Here is a 23,828-nt window from a genome sequence, read left to right as displayed (position 1 = left end):
TCGAATAATGAAAAAAATAGAAATGATTGGCTCTTGTTTAATCGCCCTTATGCTTACAGCCTGTCAATCTGTTCCGCGACAGCACAATGGAGCTACAGGATATCAAATTGAAAATAAATCAGAGAATTCTGCCACTATTTCGTATACCCTCTCTGCACGTGCCAACCAAAATATTGATGAACACAAATTGCAACGCACTTGCCAACAAGTTTTAGGACATACTCAACAGTATAAAACCACCATTTTGAGTGTAAATGAAATTGCCAATCCCAATTACAAAACTCAAGAAACTCAACAGGTTCAAATTGGCCAATCACGAACATCTTTCGGACTCTCAAACACTCAAAGTCTATACAGCAATGAAGACTACAATACACGTCTTTCTTTAGAAACTAAGCCTAGTCTCTTACAAGTGGTTCGCTTTAACTGCACACTCTAAACTTAAGACACTCAATGTACTTCATTGAGTGTCTTATAAAAACTGACATTTCTAAATTCAGGTGATTCATCTAAGTCTGGCCATGTCGTTGCACTGCGCTCATCAAGCTTTTCATACTTCGGATGACTAAAGTTTTTCACACGACTATCCGCCACCCATACCTCGGGTGCAAATTTTAAAAACTCATCTAAGAAGAAACGATTGCAATGGTCATACAACACATCAGCCGCCAACAAGATATCAACCTGCTCAGCTTTATATAAGTCATCCAAATATTCAAGCTCAACATCATTCAATTCAGCATTGGCACGACACGCATCCAAACTAACTTGATCAATGTCACAACAAATGACTCGTTTTGCCCCAGCCATTTTCGCCGCAATAGCAACTACGCCTGAACCTGCGCCAAAGTCTAAAACCACTTTGTCTTTCACATGATGCGGTTCAGTCAATAACCATTGTGCCATTGCTAAACCTGATGCCCAACAGAAAATCCAATATGGCGTATCATTCCATATACGACGAATAACTTCATCATCTAGCTTATCGGTTGGAAAAACAGGTGGAATGAGCCAAAGTGAAATTGGTGTATCAGGCAATTGCTGTGCATGAAGTTCACAACCTGGAATCACATCATGTAAGGCTTTGAGTAAATGTTCAGGCGCTTTAGGAAATTGGAAAGTACAGCTCATTGGATTTTATTTTTAAATATACAAAATTTGAGTTTCAAATACGAAACCTAAATTAATAAAGAGAATTCCCTCTCCTTTTAAAGGAGAGGGTTAGCGAGAGGATTTATCTAACTCAATACCCTCAACCCCAACCCTCTCCCTGAGCCGTATACGGCGCAAGAGAGGGAGATAATATTAACCTAAAGCTTTTTCAGCTGCTTCAACTGTTTGACGAATCAACGTTGTGATTGTCATTGGACCTACACCACCCGGTACTGGTGTGTAAGCTGAAGCAATATCTTCAATACCAACAAGTTGAATATCGCCCACACCACCGCCATCACGTGGATGGAAACCAGCATCAACAACTACTGCACCAGGTTTAATCCAATCTTTTTGAATCAATTCAGCTTTACCCACTGCACCCACAATGATATCCGCTTGCTTCACAAAGCTAGCAAGGTCTTGTGTTCGAGAGTGACAAATCGTTACAGTAGCATTCGCCTCGAGAAGCATAGCTGCCATTGGCTTACCCAAAATTGCAGAACGACCTACAACAACCGCATGCTTACCTTCGATTTCGATGTTGTTTTCTTTCAGAATCGTCATAATACCTGCCGGTGTCGCAGAACCGTAAGCCGCTTCACCCATTGCCATACGACCATAACCAAGGCAAGTAACACCATCCACATCTTTTTCAAGTGAGATCGCATCAAAACACGCTCGCTCATCAATTTGCGCTGGTACTGGATGTTGTAAAAGAATACCGTGAACATCAGGATTTGCATTGAGTTTTTCAATTTCAGCAAGCAATTGTTCTGTCGTCGTTTCTTTTGGTAGTTCAACTTTAAGTGAATCCATACCAACACGGCGGCATGCATTACCCTTCATACGCACATAAGTTGCAGATGCACCATCGTCACCTACTAAAATCGTCGCAAGAATTGGAGTACGTCCTGATTTTGCTTTTAACGCTTCTACGCGAGTTAACAAATCAGCCTCAATTTGTTTTGCCAATGCACGACCATCTAAAACTAATGCCACGGCACATCTCCCAAGTGTTGATATGAATCAATTTCGCACATTCTACATGAATATTTTAAATAATTTCCGTTATATGCTGTTTTTCTGCACATACGAATAAAAGCACTATTGTTTTTTTTTCAGAGCTTGTTAATATACGCATCAACAAGACATGGCGGGGTGGCAGAGTGGTCATGCAGCGGACTGCAACTCCGTGTACGCCGGTTCGATTCCGACCTCCGCCTCCATCTTGTTAAGCCCGAGTGGTGAAATCGGTAGACACAGGGGATTTAAAATCCCCCGCCCACAAAGCGTGCCAGTTCGAGTCTGGCCTCGGGCACCATTCTTCCAATACAGAATAATGGTGTAAATAAAGAACCCAGCGTAAGCTGGTTTTTTTATGTCTGCATTTTCTTTAAACTCATCTGCTATAATCACTCATCTTCAGAATTTCATATTCAAATGAATCAAAATCAGCAAGTTGCTCAATATCTTCAAGAACTAAAACAACAATATCCTCAAGCGTTTAAAAAAAACTTCTTGCTCTATAGTCAGTTAAAGACCAAAGGGATTCTAGATGAGCGTAAAGAACTGATCCCGCTTGCACTTGCATTAATGATTTTCCTTCCTTGCTCATATTTGTTAACCCTTTTGCTTAAACAACACATTATTTTTTTAGAAGGCTTTCAATCTGGTGGGAGTGCTGTTTTGTGTATCATGTTATTTTTTATGCTGATTACGCCAATCATCCTCAAACAGATCAAGCACAGTAGTATCTCAACTTACCAGCAACTTAAAAATACCCCATTCAAACTGACCATCCTCATTCTTTTACAAAGTTTAAATATCGCTTTTATGGAAAGTTGGTTCTTACAGGGAATTTTGTTTTATTTCGCTATGAATTTTGGTTTCGTTAAATTTTATAAAGAGAATTTATTCCGAGAAAATACTTCGAAAGAAAACTATTACTACATTCAAGAAATTCGTAGAGCGGCTTTCTGGAGTTATAAACAAAATTTTAAGCTTTACTTAAAACTAATCTTTTCATCGAAAAACTCAAAGCAGCATCAATTACTGATTGAACAAAAACAAAAAAATGCGCAACTTTATGTTCATTTGATGAACTATGAAAACAAATTGTGTATGCGCTACAAGCATACCGATATTGAAAAATATATCGATAGCATTATGTAGCGCTACGATCAACTTGCTTGCTGCATTACTTTAATTATATTCAAATTGGTATCATATGTGGTCGAGTGCAATCTCAGTTGATCAACTTGATACTCCTGTGAATGAATATCTGTTAAAAACAACCAATCTGCACTCAATTGCGTAGAATCAAAGCTCAATTTTAAATAGCCTCGTTGATTCAAATTACAAAAGCTTAATTCATCAATCAATTGGATAAACACTTGTTCAAATTGTTGCATTAAGTTCTCAGGTAAATTGAGATATTTCTCCATACCTGGTGAAGAAACTGAACTTGTTGCTAATTCAATCCCCACCTTCTCACCATTTTGTTGATGTAATGCAGACTCCCACGCATTATGGGTATCTCCAGCCAACACAACAACTTTCTTCTGATACTGCTCATACAAAGCATAAACACGCTCACGCTCAGCATAATAACCATCCCAAGCGTCTAAATTATAAGGAATCACGGTTAGGATTCTTAATAATTCAGCGTCAGTTAAGCTCGGGTCACTATTTTTATAACGCAATTTAATCGCGACCAACTCCATCAGACGTTTTTGAGCTTCTATTAAAAAGTTGTCATCTACCATTCCACTTTTGGCGACATTTAATATTTGTAATACCTCAGCAGGTACCAACATTTTCGCCATCAATACTTGCTGACCCAGTACATTCCATATTGCACGAGAGCTCTGCAGACTATTCGCCAACCAGTTTAACTGATCTATCCCTATTAGCTGTCGCTGCTCATTCAATAACGCCGCTCTAAATTGCTCAACATTTAGATTTTCACCATCCATAAATGAAGCAAAAGCCAGTTGCTCATCACGTGCCAACATACGTGTATCTAGCATATTAAGTTGAACTAAATCACCAAAATTAAACTGACGATAAATATGAAGAATATCATTTTTGCTTTTTTCGCGAATTGGCATCCATTCAAAATAAGCGGTTAGGGCTGCTGTTCTTCGTACTACGAAATCTCCCTCTAGATCAGGTTGATGATTCTGCGCACCAGCTCGCCATGCATCATTTGTCAGCTCATGATCATCCCAAATCAGAATAAATGGATGACGTTGATGAACCGCTTGTAAATCAGGATCTGTTCGATATTTTGCATAACGTTTTCGATAATCTTCTAGACGGTAAATCTCGTTTTGATTATCCACATCGAGTGTTCTACCAAGCTTTTCAGCTTGTTCAGTTGCATACCCATCTTTGCCATATTCGTAAATATAGTCGCCCAGATGCAGCACAGCATCCACGTCCTGCTTCGCAACTTCACGATACACATAAAAATAACCAGCTGGATAATTTGAGCATGAGCATACGGCAAAGTTAACCGCATTGGTCTTGGTTGCTAAGGTCTTCGTACGACCAATTGGAGAATGTATCTGTCCATATTTAAATCGGTAATAATAGCGAGTATCGGCACTCAAATTAAGCACATCGACTTTCAAGCAAAAGTCTTTTGCAGCAGAGGTCTTAATTCTCCCCATCTGCACGATATTCGAAAAATTCTCATCAAGTGCAATTTCCCAATCTAACTCATATGTTGCCGTCACATCTGTAGGTGTTATTCGCGACCAAAGAATTATTCGATCCTGTAATGGATCTCCACTCGCCACTCCATGCAAAAATTCAACTTTATGCTCATTGCTGGTTTGACCATCGCCATTACATGCTGTAATCGAAACAGGCAGTGAAATCGCACCAAATCCAGCCAATGAGTTTTTAATTAATGCGCGTCTTGAGATTTTATTTTTCATTGTATTTATGAATTGGCGAGTTATTTTAACTTCGAACTTAAACCATATTTATGAAGTTAAAATTGCAATCAGATGACAATTTAATGTCCAAATATCTTAAACCATCGCCCCCAAAGTTATAATTTTTAACCTAATCAATGCAAGTTGATTGAAAAGAAAGCAAATAATACGATTTTCTCTTGCCAAGCTTAAAAGTGTCCTCTATTATTGCGCACATGCCCGAGTGGTGAAATCGGTAGACACAGGGGATTTAAAATCCCCCGCCCTCAAAGCGTGCCAGTTCGAGTCTGGCCTCGGGCACCATTCTTCTAATAGAGAATAATGGTGTAAATAAAGAACCCAGCGTAAGCTGGTTTTTTTATGACTAGTGTTTAGTCACAACAATAACAACACAAAAAAAATAGAGAGCGATTTACCACTCTCTATTTGAAACAAGTTCTTCCATTTCGATATCTAAGAATCCCTCTTCCTGAACGACCATCATCATTGCCTCAGCAATATAGTCTGCTGCTGCATCATCAAGAGAAGAGTCAAGATCTTCGAACTGAGGTTTCATCTCATTAATTTCCGCCACAATATCATTGGCGATTTGATAAATCTCAGCATCGGAATTCACCTTAGATACCTTCTTTGAGAATTTTTCAATGAGTTGCTGAATTTCAGCCACGAGAATATCAGGATAATATTCATCGTCGAACATCGGGAGAAGTACATCATTCAACATATTAAAGCTCAAGTAATAGCATTAACAAAAACCGAGCTTATATAACACAAGCTAGACATTAAACCAACAATAAAAACGAGGAGTAAATCTCACTTTTAATAAAAGTATAACTAAGCTAATATTTTCATTGATGATTTTAACTGTCTTAAATCAGCCTTTAATTTAACTGACACTATTCATTGCTGCCCAAATTTGAATAGCTTGCACCATTTCTTTTACATCATGTGCTCTGACCATACATACTCCTTGCTGTATGCTTAACAGATGCCCCGTCACCGAACCCACTGCACGCTCATGGGCAGGTACACCACCTAAAGCTTCACCAATAAATCGCTTACGAGATAATGCAGAAAGTATTGGATATCCCAACTCATTTAATTTATACAACTCTTTTAATAATTTCAGGTTTTGATGTGCATTTTTTGCAAATCCGAAACCCGGATCAATCATGATATTTTCAGGTTTAATTCCTGCATTTAATGCTGCATCTAATCGAGTTTGCAATTCTGAAATCACATCTAAAGTAATATCATCATATTGATCCAACTGGTTCATTGTGGTTGGCTCACCACGCATATGCATGATAATGACTGGAATATCTAATTCCGCAGCTGTTTCTAAAGCATGTGGCTTTGTTAATGCTCTGACATCATTCCAAATATGCGCTCCAGCTTTAACCGCCTTTTTAATCACTTCTGGTTGAGAAGTGTCGATTGAGATCACTACATTCAATTTTGACAACGCTTCAACGACCGGAACTACACGATCTACTTCATCTTGAACATCAACAGCAGATGCGCCAGGGCGAGTTGACTCACCACCTACATCAATAACACTCGCCCCTTCAGCAATCATTTGCTTTGCTCTCTCTAGTGCCGCCTCTACACTATTGTGTTTACCACCATCACTAAACGAATCTGGCGTTACATTTAACACACCCATTACATGAGGCTTTGACAAATCAAGTTCCAATGCACCACATTTAAGAATCTGATTAGGTAAAGAGATAAGTTGCATATTGATGTTCCTAGAAAATCTATTCACATGATATCAAGTAAAATTTAAACATGAGGGATAATTTCAACACAAAAAAAAGAGCCTCATAAGAGGCTCCTTCATTTTAGCTTGCTGGTAAAGGTGGAGGCGTTGAAGGACCATCTGTAGGGGTTACATCTACAATTGGATTCTCAGCCACATATACCTTAGGTGGTTGAGGTTCACGACCTTCCATAATGTCACGGATTTGATCACGATCAATCGTTTCCCACTCAAGCAAAGCTTTTACCATCGCATGGGCAATATCTTTATTATTTTCTAAGATATCACGTGCAACTTTGTACTGCTCATCTAGGATACGGCGAATTTCACGATCAACTTCAAGTTGAGTCGTTTCAGAAATAGTACGACCACCTAGACTACCCATAAATGACTGTTGAGCATCTTCTTCATAAACCATGACACCCATCTTGTCAGACATACCGTACTTAGTCACCATTGCACGCGCCATTTTTGTTGCACGTTCAAAGTCATTAGAAGCCCCAGTCGACATCTGATTAATGAAAATTTCTTCTGCAATACGACCACCAAACAGAATAGAAAGCTCATTCAACATTTTGTCTTTGTAATGACTGGTTTGATCAAACTCTGGAAGCTGCCAAGTTACACCTAATGCCCAACCACGTGGCATGATCGTGACTTTATGTACTGGGTCTGTGCCTGGAAGCATTTCAGCTACAATCGCATGACCTGCTTCATGATAAGCCGTTGCGCGACGCTCTTCTTCACGAAGAACCATTGATTTACGCTCTGGCCCCATATAAAGCTTATCTTTTGCATCTTCAAAGTCATGCATATCGACCGTATTTTTATTACGACGTGCAGCAAATAACGCAGCTTCATTGACTAAGTTTGCCAATTGCGCACCAGAGAACCCTGGAGTACCACGTGCCAATACTTTGACATCCACACCAGTCACTGAAGGTAATTTTTTCAAATGCACATTCAGGATTTGCTCACGACCTTTAATATCTGGAAGTCCAACCATCACTTGACGGTCGAAACGTCCCGGACGAAGTAAAGCTTTATCTAGAACGTCAGCACGGTTAGTCGCAGCAATAACGATGATACCTTCATTACCTTCGAAACCATCCATTTCTACCAACATCTGGTTCAAGGTTTGTTCGCGCTCATCGTGACCACCACCAGTACCTGAACCACGATGACGACCCACCGCATCAATCTCATCAATGAAAATGATACACGGCGCATGGCGTTTCGCTTGCTCAAACATATCACGTACACGTGATGCACCAACACCAACGAACATTTCAACAAAGTCCGAACCTGAGATACTAAAGAATGGAACCTTAGCCTCTCCAGCAATCGCTTTCGCAAGTAAAGTTTTACCTGTACCCGGTGGACCTACCATCAGGACACCGCGAGGAATGCTCGCACCAAGACGCTTAAACTTTGTTGGATCTTTCAAGAAATCAACAATTTCAACGACTTCTTGTTTCGCTTCGTCACAACCCGCAACATCTGTGAAAGTGACTTTGATTTGGTCTTCTGAAAGCATTTTTGCTTTTGACTTACCAAAACTCATCGGGCCGTTTTTACCACCAGCACCGCCACCCATGTTGCGCATAAAGAACATGAATAACAAAATGATTAAAAGTACTGGAAAGCTTGCGATCAAAAGCTGCATCAATAAACCTTGACGTTGCGGAGCAGTGCCTTCAACAACGACATTATTTTTGATGAGATTCGGCATTAACTCAGGATCTTGAACCGCAGGACGAATACTCTCAAATGGAGAACCATTTACTTTTTCGCCACTAATTCGTTCACCGTCAATGGTAACTTGTTTAATTTGACCAGCATTAACCGCTGCAACAAATTCTGAATAGTTCAATGCAGCAGGCTTATCACGGTCACTAATGTTGCTGAAAATTAATATCAGCACACCAAGTATAACAAGCCATAAAACGGCATTCTTAAAGAGATCGCTCAAAGCTTTATTCCCATATCAATCTAATTTGATCATGCCCAAAATTGGGTGACCTTTAACAAAAAGCGAGTAAATCAATTTCGCAATAAAATATTCAAAAGGTACAAAATGCACATTTTTTAGCGACTTGGCAAGTCACTTTATTGCGATTTCTTTTTACGGCCCTGTCCAATTAAAAAAACTTCCTTCGAACGAGCACGCGAGGCAGCAGGCTTTGCAGTTTTTAATACTTCAAAACTGTCTACAACTTCCTTACGGAATTCGTCAAAACCAGTTCCTTGGAAAACTTTGACAACAAACTGTCCTTTCGGACCTAAAACTTTATTGGCAAAGTCTAATGCAAGTTCACACAAATAAATTTGTCGAGGTTGATCAACGGCCTTATTACCTGATGTATTGGGGGCCATATCTGAAATTACAACGTCTACAGTTCGTCCATTTAAAATATTTAACAATTTTTCGAAAACTTCCTCTTCTCGAAAGTCTCCTTGCAGGAACGTCACATCTGGAAGTGCATCCATTTCCAAAATATCTGATGCAATCACTAAACCTTTATCACCCACTAATTTTCCGGCGATTTGGGACCAGCTACCAGGTGCAGCACCAAGGTCCACGACAGTCATACCAGGTTTAATGATTTTGTATTTCTCTTGGATTTCAAGCAATTTATATGCAGCACGCGCACGATAACCTTCCTTTTGTGCTTTTTTCACAAACGGGTCATCTAAATGCTCTCTCATCCACGCACGACTACTTTTGGATAACTTCTGATTGGTAATGCGTGTTGCCATAACTCTTTAAATACACGTAATCATCTAACTTTTTATTGTACGTGAATTTTATCCCCCTTGCAGTATTCATCTGTATCTAATTCAAGATTATCGTTTATGTTTTTTTGATTTAAGTTGATCGATTATTTCTGAGAAACATAAGCGTTTGATCTCTTGATTTGCTATACTAAGTCGTTTTTAAAATTAGGTTATCTTTATGGCGGCTTTATCAATTCAGGAACGCAAACGTTTGCGTCAAATCGGACATGCACTTAACCCAGTGGTAATGTTAGGTGGTCAAGGTTTAACTGAAAATGTCATTGAAGAAACTCAACGTGCTTTAAATGATCATGAGTTAATTAAAGTAAAAATTGGCGGTGAAGATCGTGATGCTCGCGCAGCTGTCATTACTGAAATCGCCGAAGTTACTGGTGCAGAAGTTGTTCAAACCATTGGAAAAATTGCACTTTTATACAAGAAAGCGGCAAAACAAAATCCTAAACTTTCAAATCTTGTTCGCCACGCGCATCTTTCTAATTAATTTGAGTTGCATTGAATGGCAAGTTACGAACTAAATTCTTTTGACCGTTACTTTGATATCTCCCTGGTTGGTGCAATTGAACAAGTGAGTCCATACACACTAAATGTGGGCTATTGGTTACGTGACCCAAATCAATACTTAGTTTATCCAGAAATTGTAGCTGGTCATCCACGACGAGATTTTCTGTGGGAAGAAACCTGCTTTGAAATTTTCATTGGGGTGAAAGATCAGGACTTTTATCGTGAAGTCAATCTCTCCCCTTCTCAAGCTTGGCAAGCGTATCAATTTGAAGAGTATCGCTACCCTGAAGATATGCCACCACAAGCAGCTTATGACATAGAACTGAACTCACTCAAAAAGACGCACTATGGTTTAAATGTGAGCCTTGATTTAACGAAGTTTATGTTAAAACATAAATTGAAATGGCAGGATATTTTTATTGGCTTATCCGCTGTATTAAACACATCGCAAGCTAAACATTATTATGCGATGCAGCATAGTAGTCCTGAGGCTGACTTCCATAACAAGCGCGATTGGTTGCATCAGTTTTAAAAAAATAGTGAGATTTAATCTCACTATTTTTTTACCCCAATATTTAAGTTCTATAGTTGTAGACTCTTCCCACCTCTTTTAGAGTTAAGTTTTATACAACTGATCTCAACGTGTTATATCTAGTTATATTTGTAATTCCTGTTATTCATCTCTAATTTTCAAAATTGTCCTTAATCACTTGAACAGCCAAATCTGCTCTTAAATATTTCTTCACAAACACCGAAGTAGCCTCAAATCTATTTAAATTCGATCGGTTTAATTTTTAAATGCCATCATTCTAAATACCAATTTCATCTTTGAATAATTTAACCTACACTTTTAACAAACAATTCAATATTTACCTCAATTTTCCATGTTTAATTGATCTTTTCTAAAATACTTGTAGATAGACCTAATCAGTACTTTTTTCGAACTTTTAGAAAGCATCTGGAGCAACTTCAACATTTGTTCTATTTAACAAATCAGCTTTTTAGAAGCTTTGTTATTCTGTTTCAGAAACTTAGCTTATTAATTGTAAGTCTACATAAACTTTGATACATCGTGATAAAACTTAACTTTTGAATTATTAAACAATTCTTACATTCTTAGACTTTTGTCCAAAGTTTAAAAAGCAGACTTTTAAACAAATTACAAGGTATATATCTGACGAATTCAGGTTTATTTACGTGGACTTTGACAAGGTGTTTGCGTATAATGCCGTGTTAAGTTCAAGCGAGCAGATGTAAGGAGGGTGGGTTTTAAAGTAGCCTTCCTTTTTTTTCGTCTACTCGCTTTTTTACAGCCTAAATTTCAGGAGCTTTGGTTTGAGCACCCCAGCAATTTTAGCCCTTGCCGATGGTACGATCTTTAAAGGAACGTCAATCGGTGCATCGGGTAGTACGACTGGTGAAGTCGTTTTCAACACTGCCATGACTGGCTATCAAGAAATTTTGACTGACCCAAGTTATGCACAACAGCTTGTTACGCTTACCTATCCACACATTGGTAACACAGGTTGTAATGATGAAGACGCTGAGTCAGGTCGAATTCATAAAGTATGGGCAAACGGATTGATCATTCGTGACCTACCTTTATTGCACAGCAACTTCCGATCTACGCAATCTTTAGGCGAATACTTAAAATCTCACAATGTTGTCGCTATCGCTGACATTGATACACGTAAACTGACACGTATTTTACGTGCTAAAGGTGCACAAAACGGTTGTATCTTAGCTGGTGAAAATATTACAGAAGAAGAAGCTTTAGAAAAAGCTCGTGCATTCGGCGGTCTGAATGGTTTAGATCTTGCGAAAGAATGCTGTGATCCAAACGGTTTCGAATGGACTGAAGGTTCTTGGAAATTAGGTCAAGGTTTCTCCCAACCAGAAGCAAAATTCCATGTTGTTGCATATGATTATGGTGTCAAAACCAACATCTTACGTATGCTCGCAGACCGCGGTTGTAAATTAACTGTCGTGCCCGCACAAACTCCTGCTGAAAAAGTTCTTGCTCTAAATCCAGATGGCGTATTCTTATCGAATGGTCCTGGCGATCCTGCAGCATGTGACTATGCAATTGAAGCTGTAAAAACAATTGTTGAAGATGCCCGTAACGTACCTGTATTTGGTATTTGCTTGGGTCACCAAATTCTTGCTCTCGCTTCTGGCGCTAAAACGGTGAAAATGCCTCATGGTCACCATGGTGCTAACCATCCTGTACAAAACATCGAAGATGGTACAGTGATGATAACTTCTCAAAATCATGGCTTCGCAGTGGATGCAGAAACATTACCTGCAAACCTTAAAGCGACGCACAAATCATTGTTCGATCAAACTCTTCAAGGGATTCATCGTACAGATAAGCCTGCGTTTAGTTTCCAAGGTCACCCAGAAGCAAGCCCAGGTCCACATGACTGCGCACCATTGTTCGATCATTTCATCGAACTTATTGAAGCATCTAAGAAGTAATTGAGGAGCAAATAATGCCAAAGCGTACGGATATTAAAAGCATCTTAATTATTGGTGCTGGTCCAATTGTTATCGGTCAGGCGTGTGAGTTTGACTACTCAGGCGCACAAGCATGTAAAGCATTACGTGAAGAAGGTTACCGTGTAATTCTGGTAAACTCTAACCCTGCAACGATCATGACTGACCCTGCAATGGCAGATGCAACGTATATCGAGCCAATCACTTGGCAAACAGTTGCAGCGATCATTGAGAAAGAACGCCCAGACGCAGTTCTTCCAACAATGGGTGGTCAGACTGCATTGAACTGTGCCCTTGCCCTTGATGAGCATGGCATTTTAGAAAAATTCAATGTTGAATTGATTGGTGCAACGAAAGAAGCGATCGAAAAAGCGGAAGACCGTAAACTTTTCGACCAAGCAATGCGTAAAATTGGTCTTGAATGTCCAAAAGCAGCAATCGCTGAATCAATGGAAGAAGCTTTAGAAATTCAAGCACGTTTCGGCTTCCCAGTGATTATCCGTCCATCATTTACCATGGGTGGTTCAGGCGGTGGTATCGCATACAACAAAGAAGAATTCCTTGAAATCTGTGAACGTGGTTTCGACCTTTCTCCAACAAAACAATTATTGATCGATGAGTCTTTAATTGGTTGGAAAGAATACGAAATGGAAGTTGTTCGTGACAAAAACGACAACTGTATCATCGTCTGTTCGATTGAAAACTTTGACCCAATGGGCGTACACACAGGTGACTCAATCACTGTTGCACCTGCGCAAACATTAACAGATAAAGAATATCAGTTAATGCGTAATGCATCTTTAGCAGTGTTACGTGAGATTGGTGTAGAAACTGGTGGTTCTAACGTACAGTTCGGTATTTGTCCAAATACTGGCCGTATGGTTGTGATCGAGATGAACCCACGTGTATCTCGTTCTTCTGCATTGGCTTCAAAAGCAACTGGTTTCCCTATTGCGAAAATCGCTGCGAAATTAGCGGTTGGTTATACCCTTGATGAGCTTAAAAATGACATCACTGGTGGTACCACTCCAGCTTCCTTCGAACCTGCGATTGACTACGTTGTAACTAAAGTTCCACGTTTCAACTTTGAGAAATTCCCACAAGCTGACGCAACTTTAACCACACAGATGAAATCTGTTGGTGAAGTGATGGCGATTGGTCGTAACTTCCAAGAGTCTGTAAACAAAGCACTTCGTGGTCTTGAAGTAGGTGCAACTGGCTTTGATGAAAAAATCGAAGTGGGTGCTGAAGGCGCGCGTGAGAAAATCCTACAAGAACTACGTGTTCCAGGTCCTGAGCGTATTTGGTACGTGGCTGACGCATTCCGTCACGGTTTTACATTAGAAGATGTATTCCAAGCGACTAAGATCGACAAATGGTTCTTGATCCAAATCGAAGACATCATCAAAACAGAAAACCAAATCAAAACTTTAGGTTTTGGCGATCTAAATGCGGACAGCATCCGTTCATTTAAACGTAAAGGTTTATCTGACCTTCGCATTGCGAACTTGATGGGTATTTCACAAAAACAATTCCGTAAACATCGTTGGAACTTGGGCGTAACCCCAGTTTACAAACGTGTAGATACTTGTGCTGCTGAGTTTGAATCAGACACAGCGTATATGTATTCAACTTACGATGACGAATGTGAATCAAACCCGTCTAGCAAAGACAAGATCATGGTGATCGGTGGTGGTCCTAACCGTATTGGTCAAGGTATCGAATTCGATTACTGCTGTGTACACGCGGCGCTTGCGATGCGTGAAGACGGTTATGAAACAATCATGGTGAACTGTAACCCTGAAACGGTTTCTACTGACTATGACACATCTGATCGCCTGTACTTCGAACCAATTACACTCGAAGATGTGTTAGAAATCGTACGTATTGAGAAGCCAAAAGGCATCATCGTACAGTACGGTGGTCAAACACCACTTAAATTGGCTCGTGCTTTAGAAGAAGCTGGTGCACCAATTATTGGTACATCTCCTGATGCGATTGACCGTGCAGAAGACCGTGAACGTTTCCAACAAATGATTCAACGTCTGCAACTTCGTCAACCAAACAACAGCATTGTAAAATCTGCTGAAGAAGGTATGGCTGAAGCAGCGAAAGTTGGCTATCCACTTGTAGTACGTCCATCTTATGTACTTGGTGGTCGTGCAATGGAAATCGTATATAACGACGAAGAATTACGTCGCTATTTACGTGATGCTGTTCAAGCTTCTAACGATGCCCCTGTTCTTCTTGACCGCTTCCTAGACGACGCGATCGAAGTTGACGTAGACTGCGTATCTGACGGTAAAGACGTGGTGATTGGCGGTATCATGCAGCATATCGAACAAGCAGGTATCCACTCAGGTGACTCTGCATGTTCGATCCCTCCTTACTCTCTTTCTAAAGAGATTCAGGACGAAATGCGCCGTCAAACTATCGCGATGGCTAAAGAGCTTGGTGTTGTTGGTTTAATGAACGTACAGTTTGCTGTTAAAGGCGAAGACGTTTACATTTTAGAAGTGAACCCACGTGCATCACGTACAGTTCCGTTTGTATCTAAGTGTATCGGTGAGTCTTTAGCGAAAGTCGCTGCACGTTGTATGGCGGGTCAATCTTTAGAATCTCAAGGATTCACTACAGAGATTATCCCTGAGCACTTCTCTGTTAAAGAAGCAGTGTTCCCATTCAACAAGTTCCCTGGTGTTGATCCAATCCTTGGGCCTGAGATGAAATCTACAGGTGAAGTGATGGGCGTTGGTAAAACATTTGGTGAAGCGTTCTATAAAGCTGTATTAGGTGCAAATGAGCGTTTACCAGGTCTTCCAACGGAAGGTGAAGTTAAACATGCGTTCATCTCTGTACGTGATTCTGATAAACCACGTGCAGCAGGTATTGCAAAACAACTTGCTGGCTTTGGCTTCAAAATTCTTGCTACTGGTGGCACATACGATGTCATCAAAGCGGCTGGTATTGAATGTGAACGTGTAAATAAAGTGACTGAAGGTCGTCCAAATATTGTGGACCGCTTGAAAAATGGCGAAATACACCTCATTATCAATACAACAGAAGGTAAACAAGCTCAGCAGGATTCGTTCTCAATCCGCCGTTCTGCACTTCAAGGTAAGGTCTATCATACGACTACCCTTAATGGTGCAGATGCAGTTTGCCAAGCTTTAGCAATCAAATTGCCAATGGATGTATATCGTTTGCAAGACTTACAAACAGTAGGTTAATACACTACCAAGAAGTCCCGTCACCTCTTGGTGGCGGGCTTTTTTTCATTTATAGACTTAGTATTTTTTCATACTTACTTTTTTGAGGGACAACTATGCAACGTTATCCTATGACACCTCAAGGCAAAGAAGCGCTTGAGAAAGAATTACATCAACTTAAAACTGTAGATCGTCCTCGTATTACAGCAGCGATTGCTGAAGCGCGTGAACACGGAGATCTTAAAGAAAACGCGGAATACCACGCTGCACGTGAGCAACAAGGTTTCTGTGAAGGCCGTATCCAAGATATCGAAGGAAAATTGGGTGCTGCACAAGTGATTGACGTTAAAGAACTTGAGCAAAATGGACGCGTTGTTTTTGGCGTGACGGTCACAATTGAAAATTTGGATACTGAAGAACGTAAAACGTATCAAATTGTTGGTGACGACGAAGCAGATTTTAAAATTAACAAAATATCTGTGAATTCCCCTATCGCTCGTGGTCTTTTAGGAAAAAATGAAGGCGATGAAGTTAAGATTACGACACCTCAAGGTGAAGTTGAATACGAAATTGTGAGCGTAGAATATCTTTAATTCTTGATATTTTAAGCTATAACCCCCCTCTGATGAGGGGTTTTTTTATTGGATTAAAAATTTACATTAATTTATTTTCAAGAAGCCCGAAGCAAATATTTCGAAGGCTTGTAAAGCCTGTGGTAATAGCTTTTTAGGATGTTCACTAGACGCCACCCACAATGCTGCATTCATGGCTGCCCCATTAAGCAAGACTGCAGCAGCAAGTGCATCGATTTGTTTTAATCTATTTTCAGCTAACAATTGCTCTACGCATTCACGTGTCTTCTGCAAGCATCTATTTTGACTTGGCCAATGTGCTGGATCTCCCAATACTGCTGGCCCATCACGCAGTACAATACGCTGAAATTCTGCGTTTAATGCATGTTCGATATACGTACGCCCTTCCAGCATCAACCCTTCCCATAGGTCATCAGGCTGTTTCAAATGTTGTTGGGCAGATGCAGCCATCTCTGAATCAATTTGATCAACCACCGCAGCAAATAAGCCTTTCTTATCACCGAAATGATGATAGAGCGCCCCACGCGTCAACCCCACCTCTGCTGTGAGTTTATCCATGGATGTATCAGCATATCCATACATCGCAAAGGCACGACGTGCAACTTCAATCAATTTTTTGCGGGTTTCCACCATTTTTTGTTCACGTACAGACATAACTTGCATCCCTTCCATGACAAAAATTCTAATTGACATACACTACGTATGTCAATTAAGTTATTCACATACGATTCGTATGTTAAATTTTTAATTCACATCTCAATGGAGATAATTTCATGACAAGAACAGCTATTTTTCCGAAAAAACGCCATGCATTGTATGAACAACATGGTTATTCTGCCGCCATTCGATCGCAAGATTTACTCTTTGTTTCAGGACAAGTTGGTAGTCGTGAAGATGGTTCGCCTGAACCAGATTTTGAAAAACAAGTTGCGCAGGCTTTTCAAAACTTAGCTGACACTTTGGCTGGGGCTGGTTGTAATTTTGATGATATTGTCGATGTCACGACTTTTCATACCGATCCAGAACATCAATTTGAAACCATTATGAAAGTCAAAAATCAGGTTTTCACGCAAAAACCTTATCCCAACTGGACAGCTTTAGGTGTGAATTGGTTAGCAGGATTTGATTTTGAAATTAAAGTGATTGCACGTATTCCTAATAACGCTAAACTTACTGAGTTTACATAAGGGTTTTGAAAATTAATATGCCAGTCCAATAGCCTATTCGCTATAATACACTCTCCGTGTGTGTCATCTAATTGATATGTCTGAAAAGCTGATCAACTCCCCTGTTAAGCATTGGTGCGAATTCGAATTTATTTCGAAAACAGTCAAAAATCCGAATATTCATATCAAAGGCAATTACAGCTATTACTCAGCATATTGGGATCAAGGTTTTGAGCGTTGTGTGGTGCGTTATCTACATGACAAAGCTTCGACACCTGAAAAACCCATCGATCAGCTTTATATCGGCAATTTTGTATGTTTTGGCGCTGAGTGTGTCATCATGATGGGTGGAAATCAGTTACACCGTACCGACTGGATTTCTGCATTTCCTTTTGATACGCGTAGTTTTGTGCCTGCCGGCGATACTATCATTGGTGATGGGTGTTGGATTGGTTCCCGTGCCATGATTATGCAAGGGGTAAAACTTGGTGAAGGCGCAGTGGTGGCAACTGGTGCTGTCGTCACCAAAGACGTGCCACCTTATGCTGTCGTCGGTGGTGTACCTGCCAAAATTATTAAATACCGTTTCCCTAAGGAAGATGTTAAAAAACTGCTTTCTCTTAAGCTCTATGATTTAGATGAAAAGCAGTTTTTAAAAATGCGTGAACAGTTGCAGGCAGGTGATGTTAATTCAATTTCAGATTATGTTTTTAATTTAGATCATTAAATGGCAATATTTTTTTTGAATATTTCACTACTTTTCGATTTTTTTCAGATTCGTGAGCAGGCCAAATATAATCTGTGTAATTAAGAGTCCAATGATAATATTGCTGATCACCCCGTTTAAAATGAATATTTAGAACAGTTCCAGACTCATCGTAACAATGTGCTGAAGTCTGATAATCATGTTCTGAAAAACATGCACGAATCCTTTCAGAAGCATAAAAAAGTTGATCTGCTACTGCTAATCTATATTTTCCTTTACGATTCAATTGAACAAAGTCCGCATACTGCTCTGTTCTCCCTCCCCCTGAGTAGCTTACAAACCTATCATCAATGATAGCAATTGCCAGATCATTTTGACTTAATGGATAAAGTGCTGGATAAATTTTGATTCCTGAGCTTTGAAACTCATCGTCTATGCTAGAACTTTGATGTGAGTGTCTATAATCCTCAAAATCCCAACGATTAAGTTCAATATAGTGTTCACCCTTTTTTTTAAATTTGACTAATTTAGGAGAAGAATCAATTAGATAGTAATATGAATCCTTAATATTCTTCACACGATATAATTTTGTGTCTTGTGCTCGACATTTCAATTCGTTTTTTTGACAAATTGAGTTGACCAAACTCTTAGAACTTGGAATTTCCGCAAATGATTGTGCAAAGATTATATAATTTGCATAGAGATGAGATGTTAATAATGCACCAAAAATCGAGATGCAAACAACTTTACAAAAATTTATCATTTAATTTAATTAATATTTGTTCTGAGGAACTTATACCAGAATATAGAATTGATGAAATAGTTTATATAAAAATAAATAAAGATATAGTTATCAAATAATTTAACCAATCTTAAATACATGTTTAAAAAAATTCCAACAAATTCACTTGGTTTTATTAATAAAAAAATCAGTATATGATCAATACGAAAGCATAATTTTTCAACTTTATTTTGAACTATTTTAATAACGGTTAAAAAAGGAGAACAACATGAGTTATCAAAATATCCTCGTTCCAGTGGATGGTTCAGAAGTAGCACTCAACGTCGTTCAGCATGCTGTTGAATTGGCTAAAGCATTTAATAGCAAAATCACTGTTGTTCAAGTGATGACACTCGATCCCTATATCGCAGCCGAATATCTCTCAGATGGGCAGTCAAATCTTTTAATTGAACGAGCACGAAAATTTATTGAAGATAACCTAGCTCAAGCTAAAGCAAAGTTTAATGAATATGGAGTAGACGTAGAGACTAAAATACTCGAAGGAGAAAGTATTCACCGCACCATAATGAAAGCGATTGATGAGCTTAATATTGATTTGATTGTTATCAGCTCGCACGGTCGCACAGGATTCAAGAAATTAATTATGGGCAGTGTCGCACAAAGCCTCATCACCGAAGTCAATGTACCTGTTTTTGTCGTAAAGCAATAATAACTGATAGCTCCGTATACCGACATACGGAGCTACTCGAACCATCCAAAAACCTTAAAATCTATTTTGCCATTGTTAAACACGATCCCCTCTTCAAGTAATCTAGCTTGCTGGCAATTAAAACCTTGATCATCCAAACGCTGATGACTAATTTTACCTTGCGCATTAATGACACGATGCCAAGGCAAGTCGCTACTCACATCTAATTGATTCAAAACACGACCAACCAACCGGGCATGTTTAGGCAGTCCTGACATCGCAGCAATTTGACCATAACTGGCTACTTTCCCATAAGGAATTTGTGATACTGTGGCCAAGATCAACTGTGCCATTTCCGCTGATACTGATCGATTCATCAATAATTGACCTATAGTTTATCGGATGATTGATTTGAGCAAATGCATTTCATAACAGACTCACTTACTCTAAATTTGCACAATAACAATACACAGAGAAATACAATGAAAAGGATATTTTCACACTTACTTGCTGCTTCTATTGCAGTCGGTACAATCTCAATTACATCGACAACTCAAGCCGTGCCAAGCAGTATAAATATACAAAATATTTTACAACAAGAACGTGCTTGGGCTGGACTGAATACCAAGCGTATTAAAGTTTCCGACATCGATTGGGCTTACAGTGAAGGTGGAACCAAAGGCAAACCCGTACTTATGCTTGTGCATGGTCTTGCAGGCAGTCGCGATAATTGGAACCGAGTCGCTCGTTATCTGACACCACATTATCACATCATTATCCCTGATTTACCTGGTCAAGGTGATAGTAAAGTAGCAGCAGATTTTGATTATTCAATTCCTAATCTGACAGAAAAATTACGTCGCTTTGCAGAAGCCATTCATGTTGATCAAAATCTAAATGTTGCCGGTCACTCCATGGGCGGAGCTGTAGCATTACTTTATGCGGCGCAGTATCCAATCGATACTAAATCATTACTACTCATTAATAGTGCAGGTGTATTTAAATCTGCCAATACCCCTTACTTAAAAGACCCAAATTTACTCAAAAATTTTATCGTTTCTAAACCTGGAGATTTTGATCGGTTATTTAAAATTGCTACGCAGCAACCTCCATTTATACCGAACGAGCTGAAAGTCGAACAAGAAAAGCTCATGATATCCAATGTTACGAATAACACGAAACTCGTTGAGCAACTTATTCTCATGTCCAAATCATTTACACCTGAAACATTTGCGCTAGCGGCTCGTTCAATCGATCAACCAACACTCATCATTTGGGGAGATCGTGATCAAATTATTAATGTAGAAGCTGCAGCTGAACTGAAAGAATTACTGAAAAATGCTCAAGAGCCTATCATCTTAAAAGGTGTAGGTCATACACCAATATTGGAACAAGAACAAATCCTCGTACAACATTATTTAAATTTTCTTAATCTACTCAAATAAGTTATAGACAATGAATGGGACATTTTAAATGTCCCATTTTTTATTCAAGAATAAAAAAGAGGAACCGAAGTTCCTCTTTTTCACATTAGTCTATTAGAACAACAAGTGGTTTTTGTTCAACAAGTCTTGAAGTGAAACATCAGTATTGTTGAAAGTAATTAGGTCAACCTTGTTATAAGTTGTACCTGCGCCATCACGATCAATACTTAACTTCGTATTGTTTCCGTCTTTCTCGACAAAGATGAATTTATCAATGTTTTGAGCAGTTGCACTATCAGATAACAACTCAGATACATCAATCTTCACATTGCTGCCTAATTGGAAGTCATTGATTGTGTCAACACCGTTACCACCGTTATGGCTGTTGTCATTTAACACATTGAAGATTAACTTATCCAAACCTTTAGCAGAAACTGTTTCATTCAAGTAAGTAGAGTTGAACTTACCAGCTGTTTCATTCGCCAATGCATCAGCATCATTCGCGTTTGCTTCTGGTGTGAATTTGCTCCAAGCCAATGGTGTACCTGATTTAGAATCAATTTGAAGTACTAATTGCGCTGTATCAGACTTACCAGTTACAGGATCAGTAATCGTGTATTTAAATACATCCGTTTTACCAATCGCATTAATGTTTGCATTTGGTTTGTAAGCGTATGTACCGTTTGCATCGATTGTTAATGTACCAAACTCACCTTTGATTGTTGTTGCACCATTAATCGCAACACCATTTACAGCTTTCACAACAGTACCGGCAACTACAAGATCTTTACCATGTATAAGATCTAGATCAGTAATGACATTACCCTTCGCTTCAGTGATTGACTTCACAACAGGCGTTGTACTTGTATCAGTTTCTTTAATCAGCAAGTTAGTCTGAACATAACCTGGTAAAGAAGCCAGATTAGCGTTGCTCATTTCAATACGATATTTACCAGTAGATAAATCATCTAAGTTGATATGTGCGTACTCACCAAAAATTCCAATAAAGTCAAATAAACCAGAAGACTTGTCGTTCGCAATCAGCACCCATTTACCTGAACTATCTTGCTTGTAAAGGTTAATCTTCACAGAGTCAAACAATGTTGCCCAAGATGCAGACTTCACTTGAAGCTGTACGTCAGCTGTTTTATTAGCACCGATTGTAAACTCTGTAGCACCACTCGTTTTACCAAGCGTAATTCCGAGGAAGCCAATCAACCAGTTATATGAAATCGCATCTTTAATGAATTTCTGTGTAACTGGATACTCATACTCGATACCTGCTTTCGCAACGTTATCAATTGCATCCAACGGAATGTTCGGTGCAGTCACTTTACGTGGTGCAGATTCACCCGCTACGTCAGAAGCTGTCACAGATACGTTTTGTCCGTCATTTAAACTTGGTGTCAACTTAATTGAGTAGTTTCCATTGCTATCCGCAGTAGTTGTACCAATCACGTTGTTGTTTGCATCTTTTACTTTAACTGTTGATAAAGCTTGTGCAGTACCAGTTACTAATGAACCATCAGCATTAAATGTAGCAGTTGGAGCATCTGGCGGAGTTACATCTAAATCAAAGCCAATGCTTGATGAAGGACCGACATTTCCAGCTTCATCAATCGCTTTAGCTTCAACGATAATTGTACCTTCTGGTAAATTATTGTTGATTGGATATGCCCAATTACCATTTTGATCAGCAGGAACAAGTGCAGAATCAATAATTCGACCTGTAGAGTCCTTAATCACTAATTCGACAGTAGTATTCGCTTCAGCTTTACCTGTTAATACTGGTTTCAAGTCACTTGGATCTGTAATTGGATTAATAATCACAGCATCAGGAGCTTGAGTATCAACTGTTAATTGATGTGTTTCAGTTGTTTTGTTTTTTGCTAAATCGGTAGATGTTACTTCAACTGTATAATTACCATCCGCCAAATCTCTTGGCGGTGTAAATGTCCAATTGCCTGAGCTATCTACAGAAGCTGGTGCATCTACAACAGTATTTCCATTCTTATCTTTGATCACGACTTGAACTTTAGAATATTGTTCAGTTGAACCAGAAATTGCTGGGGTAGTGTCATTTGTAGGATATAACTCTTCAACTGACAAGTCAGGTGAAAGTGTATCTACACCAAATTTTAAAGAAACTGTACGGCTAGTATTACCTGCTGCATCACGTGCAGTAGCTACAAGTGTATATGTACCATCTGCTAAAGGTTCTGCTGGTTTATAACTCCAACGACCTGCTGACAACACTGCTAAACCACTAGATACAACACTACCATTAGCATCTTTAATCTCTACAGCAACCTCTTTAGGATTGTTTTCTGTATTACCTCTAGTTGTACGTTGTGGATCATTAGTATAATTAATACTTGGATCAACCGCCGTTACTTGAGCTGCTTTTACTACTGGTTCAGCTACAAATAATGAGCGTGCAGCGAAAGCAGAGAATGCAGCAATTTGAGGCTCAGCAGCTAATGATACTGCCTGTACAGATGCAGCTTCACTCACATCCCATGCAGCTTCTTCATCATCCCAAGGATCGATATCTAACCAAGGATCATTATCATCTTCCCACGGATCAATATCGATATCTGGTGGTGTCAAGTCGATTACAAAATCTTGTTCAGTTGGATTACC

22 protein-coding genes and 3 tRNA genes are annotated in these 23,828 nt (G+C 39.3%); 14 read left to right on the top strand and 11 right to left on the bottom strand.

Annotated features, from left to right (window positions below; translation table 11 throughout):
- The first annotated feature begins 7 nt into the window (after positions 1-7).
- Entirely contained in the window at positions 8-439 is a 432-nt protein-coding gene (locus tag CL42_RS07880; protein WP_035266928.1) for a hypothetical protein, read from the top strand.
- A gap of 11 nt (positions 440-450) precedes the next feature.
- Here CL42_RS07880 and CL42_RS07875 read toward each other — a convergent pair whose 3' ends face one another.
- Together CL42_RS07875 and folD are read right to left on the bottom strand one after the other, a co-directional pair.
- Positions 451-1,131 carry a class I SAM-dependent methyltransferase gene (locus CL42_RS07875; RefSeq protein WP_035266918.1) on the bottom strand — a complete coding sequence of 227 codons (681 nt, stop codon included), beginning with the start codon at positions 1,129-1,131 and terminating at the stop codon, positions 451-453.
- A 174-nt stretch (positions 1,132-1,305) separates the two neighbouring features.
- Positions 1,306-2,154 carry a bifunctional methylenetetrahydrofolate dehydrogenase/methenyltetrahydrofolate cyclohydrolase FolD gene (gene folD, locus CL42_RS07870; RefSeq protein WP_035266915.1) on the bottom strand — a complete coding sequence of 283 codons (849 nt, stop codon included), beginning with the start codon at positions 2,152-2,154 and terminating at the stop codon, positions 1,306-1,308.
- Positions 2,155-2,307: 153 nt separating this feature from the next.
- Here folD and CL42_RS07865 point away from each other — a divergent pair.
- The 3 genes from CL42_RS07865 (at position 2,308) to CL42_RS07855 (ending at position 3,327) form a co-directional block, all read left to right on the top strand.
- Positions 2,308-2,381 (top strand) — tRNA-Cys (locus CL42_RS07865).
- A gap of 9 nt (positions 2,382-2,390) precedes the next feature.
- Positions 2,391-2,476 (top strand) — tRNA-Leu (locus CL42_RS07860).
- Positions 2,477-2,595: 119 nt separating this feature from the next.
- The gene (locus tag CL42_RS07855) at positions 2,596-3,327 is read left to right on the top strand and encodes a hypothetical protein (RefSeq protein ID WP_035266957.1); all 732 of its coding nucleotides are present in this window, start codon (positions 2,596-2,598) and stop codon (positions 3,325-3,327) included.
- A gap of 8 nt (positions 3,328-3,335) precedes the next feature.
- Here the strand turns inward: CL42_RS07855 and CL42_RS07850 are convergent, their stop codons facing one another.
- Complete coding sequence (locus CL42_RS07850) at positions 3,336-5,099, bottom strand: alkaline phosphatase D family protein (RefSeq protein WP_035266913.1); 1,764 nt, start codon at positions 5,097-5,099, stop codon at positions 3,336-3,338.
- A gap of 217 nt (positions 5,100-5,316) precedes the next feature.
- On the opposite strand from CL42_RS07850, the gene CL42_RS07845 reads away from it, so the two are divergent.
- A tRNA-Leu gene (locus CL42_RS07845) sits at positions 5,317-5,402 on the top strand.
- A 109-nt stretch (positions 5,403-5,511) separates the two neighbouring features.
- Here the strand turns inward: CL42_RS07845 and CL42_RS07840 are convergent.
- From CL42_RS07840 to rlmE, 4 genes are all read right to left on the bottom strand, one after another.
- Complete coding sequence (locus CL42_RS07840; protein WP_035266912.1) at positions 5,512-5,823, bottom strand: DUF5713 family protein; 312 nt, start codon at positions 5,821-5,823, stop codon at positions 5,512-5,514.
- 162 nt (positions 5,824-5,985) lie between these two features.
- Positions 5,986-6,840 carry a dihydropteroate synthase gene (folP, locus tag CL42_RS07835; RefSeq protein WP_035266909.1) on the bottom strand — a complete coding sequence of 285 codons (855 nt, stop codon included), beginning with the start codon at positions 6,838-6,840 and terminating at the stop codon, positions 5,986-5,988.
- Between the two features lie 103 nt (positions 6,841-6,943).
- A complete protein-coding gene (gene ftsH, locus CL42_RS07830) occupies positions 6,944-8,833 on the bottom strand; it encodes an ATP-dependent zinc metalloprotease FtsH (RefSeq protein ID WP_035266907.1) in 1,890 nt (629 codons plus the stop codon).
- A gap of 137 nt (positions 8,834-8,970) precedes the next feature.
- Positions 8,971-9,621, bottom strand: a complete 651-nt coding sequence (rlmE, locus tag CL42_RS07825) for a 23S rRNA (uridine(2552)-2'-O)-methyltransferase RlmE (protein WP_035266905.1) — start codon at positions 9,619-9,621, stop codon at positions 8,971-8,973.
- 196 nt (positions 9,622-9,817) lie between these two features.
- Between rlmE and yhbY the strand changes: the two genes are divergently transcribed.
- The 5 genes from yhbY to greA all read left to right on the top strand — a co-directional run bounded on the left by yhbY (position 9,818) and on the right by greA (position 16,459).
- On the top strand, positions 9,818-10,141 hold the full coding sequence (yhbY, locus tag CL42_RS07820; protein WP_035266903.1) for a ribosome assembly RNA-binding protein YhbY: 324 nt from the start codon (positions 9,818-9,820) through the stop codon (positions 10,139-10,141).
- A 15-nt stretch (positions 10,142-10,156) separates the two neighbouring features.
- Positions 10,157-10,693, top strand: coding sequence for a DOMON-like domain-containing protein (locus CL42_RS07815; RefSeq protein ID WP_035266902.1), 537 nt, complete (start codon positions 10,157-10,159; stop codon positions 10,691-10,693).
- 803 nt (positions 10,694-11,496) lie between these two features.
- Positions 11,497-12,639, top strand: coding sequence for a glutamine-hydrolyzing carbamoyl-phosphate synthase small subunit (carA, locus tag CL42_RS07810; RefSeq protein WP_035266900.1), 1,143 nt, complete (start codon positions 11,497-11,499; stop codon positions 12,637-12,639).
- A gap of 14 nt (positions 12,640-12,653) precedes the next feature.
- Positions 12,654-15,887 carry a carbamoyl-phosphate synthase large subunit gene (gene carB / locus CL42_RS07805; protein ID WP_035266898.1) on the top strand — a complete coding sequence of 1,078 codons (3,234 nt, stop codon included), beginning with the start codon at positions 12,654-12,656 and terminating at the stop codon, positions 15,885-15,887.
- Between the two features lie 95 nt (positions 15,888-15,982).
- On the top strand, positions 15,983-16,459 hold the full coding sequence (greA, locus tag CL42_RS07800) for a transcription elongation factor GreA (protein WP_035266896.1): 477 nt from the start codon (positions 15,983-15,985) through the stop codon (positions 16,457-16,459).
- 66 nt (positions 16,460-16,525) lie between these two features.
- Here greA and CL42_RS07795 read toward each other — a convergent pair whose 3' ends face one another.
- Positions 16,526-17,113, bottom strand: coding sequence for a TetR/AcrR family transcriptional regulator (locus CL42_RS07795; protein WP_035266956.1), 588 nt, complete (start codon positions 17,111-17,113; stop codon positions 16,526-16,528).
- A 119-nt stretch (positions 17,114-17,232) separates the two neighbouring features.
- Between CL42_RS07795 and CL42_RS07790 the strand changes: the two genes are divergently transcribed.
- A complete protein-coding gene (locus CL42_RS07790) occupies positions 17,233-17,646 on the top strand; it encodes a RidA family protein (RefSeq protein WP_035266893.1) in 414 nt (137 codons plus the stop codon).
- A gap of 76 nt (positions 17,647-17,722) precedes the next feature.
- Complete coding sequence (locus CL42_RS07785) at positions 17,723-18,352, top strand: CatB-related O-acetyltransferase (protein WP_035266891.1); 630 nt, start codon at positions 17,723-17,725, stop codon at positions 18,350-18,352.
- On the opposite strand, the gene CL42_RS07780 is transcribed toward CL42_RS07785, so the two are convergent.
- Positions 18,336-19,094: a hypothetical protein gene (locus CL42_RS07780; RefSeq protein ID WP_035266889.1), complete on the bottom strand. Its 759-nt coding sequence runs from the start codon at positions 19,092-19,094 to the stop codon at positions 18,336-18,338. The genes CL42_RS07785 and CL42_RS07780 overlap by 17 nt on opposite strands.
- Positions 19,095-19,341: 247 nt before the next feature.
- Here CL42_RS07780 and CL42_RS07775 point away from each other — a divergent pair, with 247 nt between their 5' ends.
- Entirely contained in the window at positions 19,342-19,782 is a 441-nt protein-coding gene (locus CL42_RS07775; RefSeq protein WP_035266887.1) for a universal stress protein, read from the top strand.
- A 32-nt stretch (positions 19,783-19,814) separates the two neighbouring features.
- Here CL42_RS07775 and CL42_RS07770 read toward each other — a convergent pair whose 3' ends face one another.
- Positions 19,815-20,138, bottom strand: a complete 324-nt coding sequence (locus CL42_RS07770; protein ID WP_035266885.1) for an MGMT family protein — start codon at positions 20,136-20,138, stop codon at positions 19,815-19,817.
- Positions 20,139-20,243: 105 nt separating this feature from the next.
- Here CL42_RS07770 and CL42_RS07765 point away from each other — a divergent pair, with 105 nt between their 5' ends.
- Positions 20,244-21,206, top strand: a complete 963-nt coding sequence (locus CL42_RS07765; protein WP_035266882.1) for an alpha/beta fold hydrolase — start codon at positions 20,244-20,246, stop codon at positions 21,204-21,206.
- Between the two features lie 93 nt (positions 21,207-21,299).
- Here the strand turns inward: CL42_RS07765 and CL42_RS07760 are convergent.
- Positions 21,300-23,828 (bottom strand): Ig-like domain-containing protein (locus tag CL42_RS07760; protein WP_035266880.1); only part of this gene is annotated, 2,529 nt, incomplete at its 5' end.

Origin of the sequence: Acinetobacter sp. Ver3, assembly GCF_000632455.1 — a bacterium.
Lineage (GTDB): Bacteria > Pseudomonadota > Gammaproteobacteria > Pseudomonadales > Moraxellaceae > Acinetobacter.
Note: the sequence above shows the minus strand (reverse complement) of the source record. Positions and strands in the feature narration are given on the sequence as shown.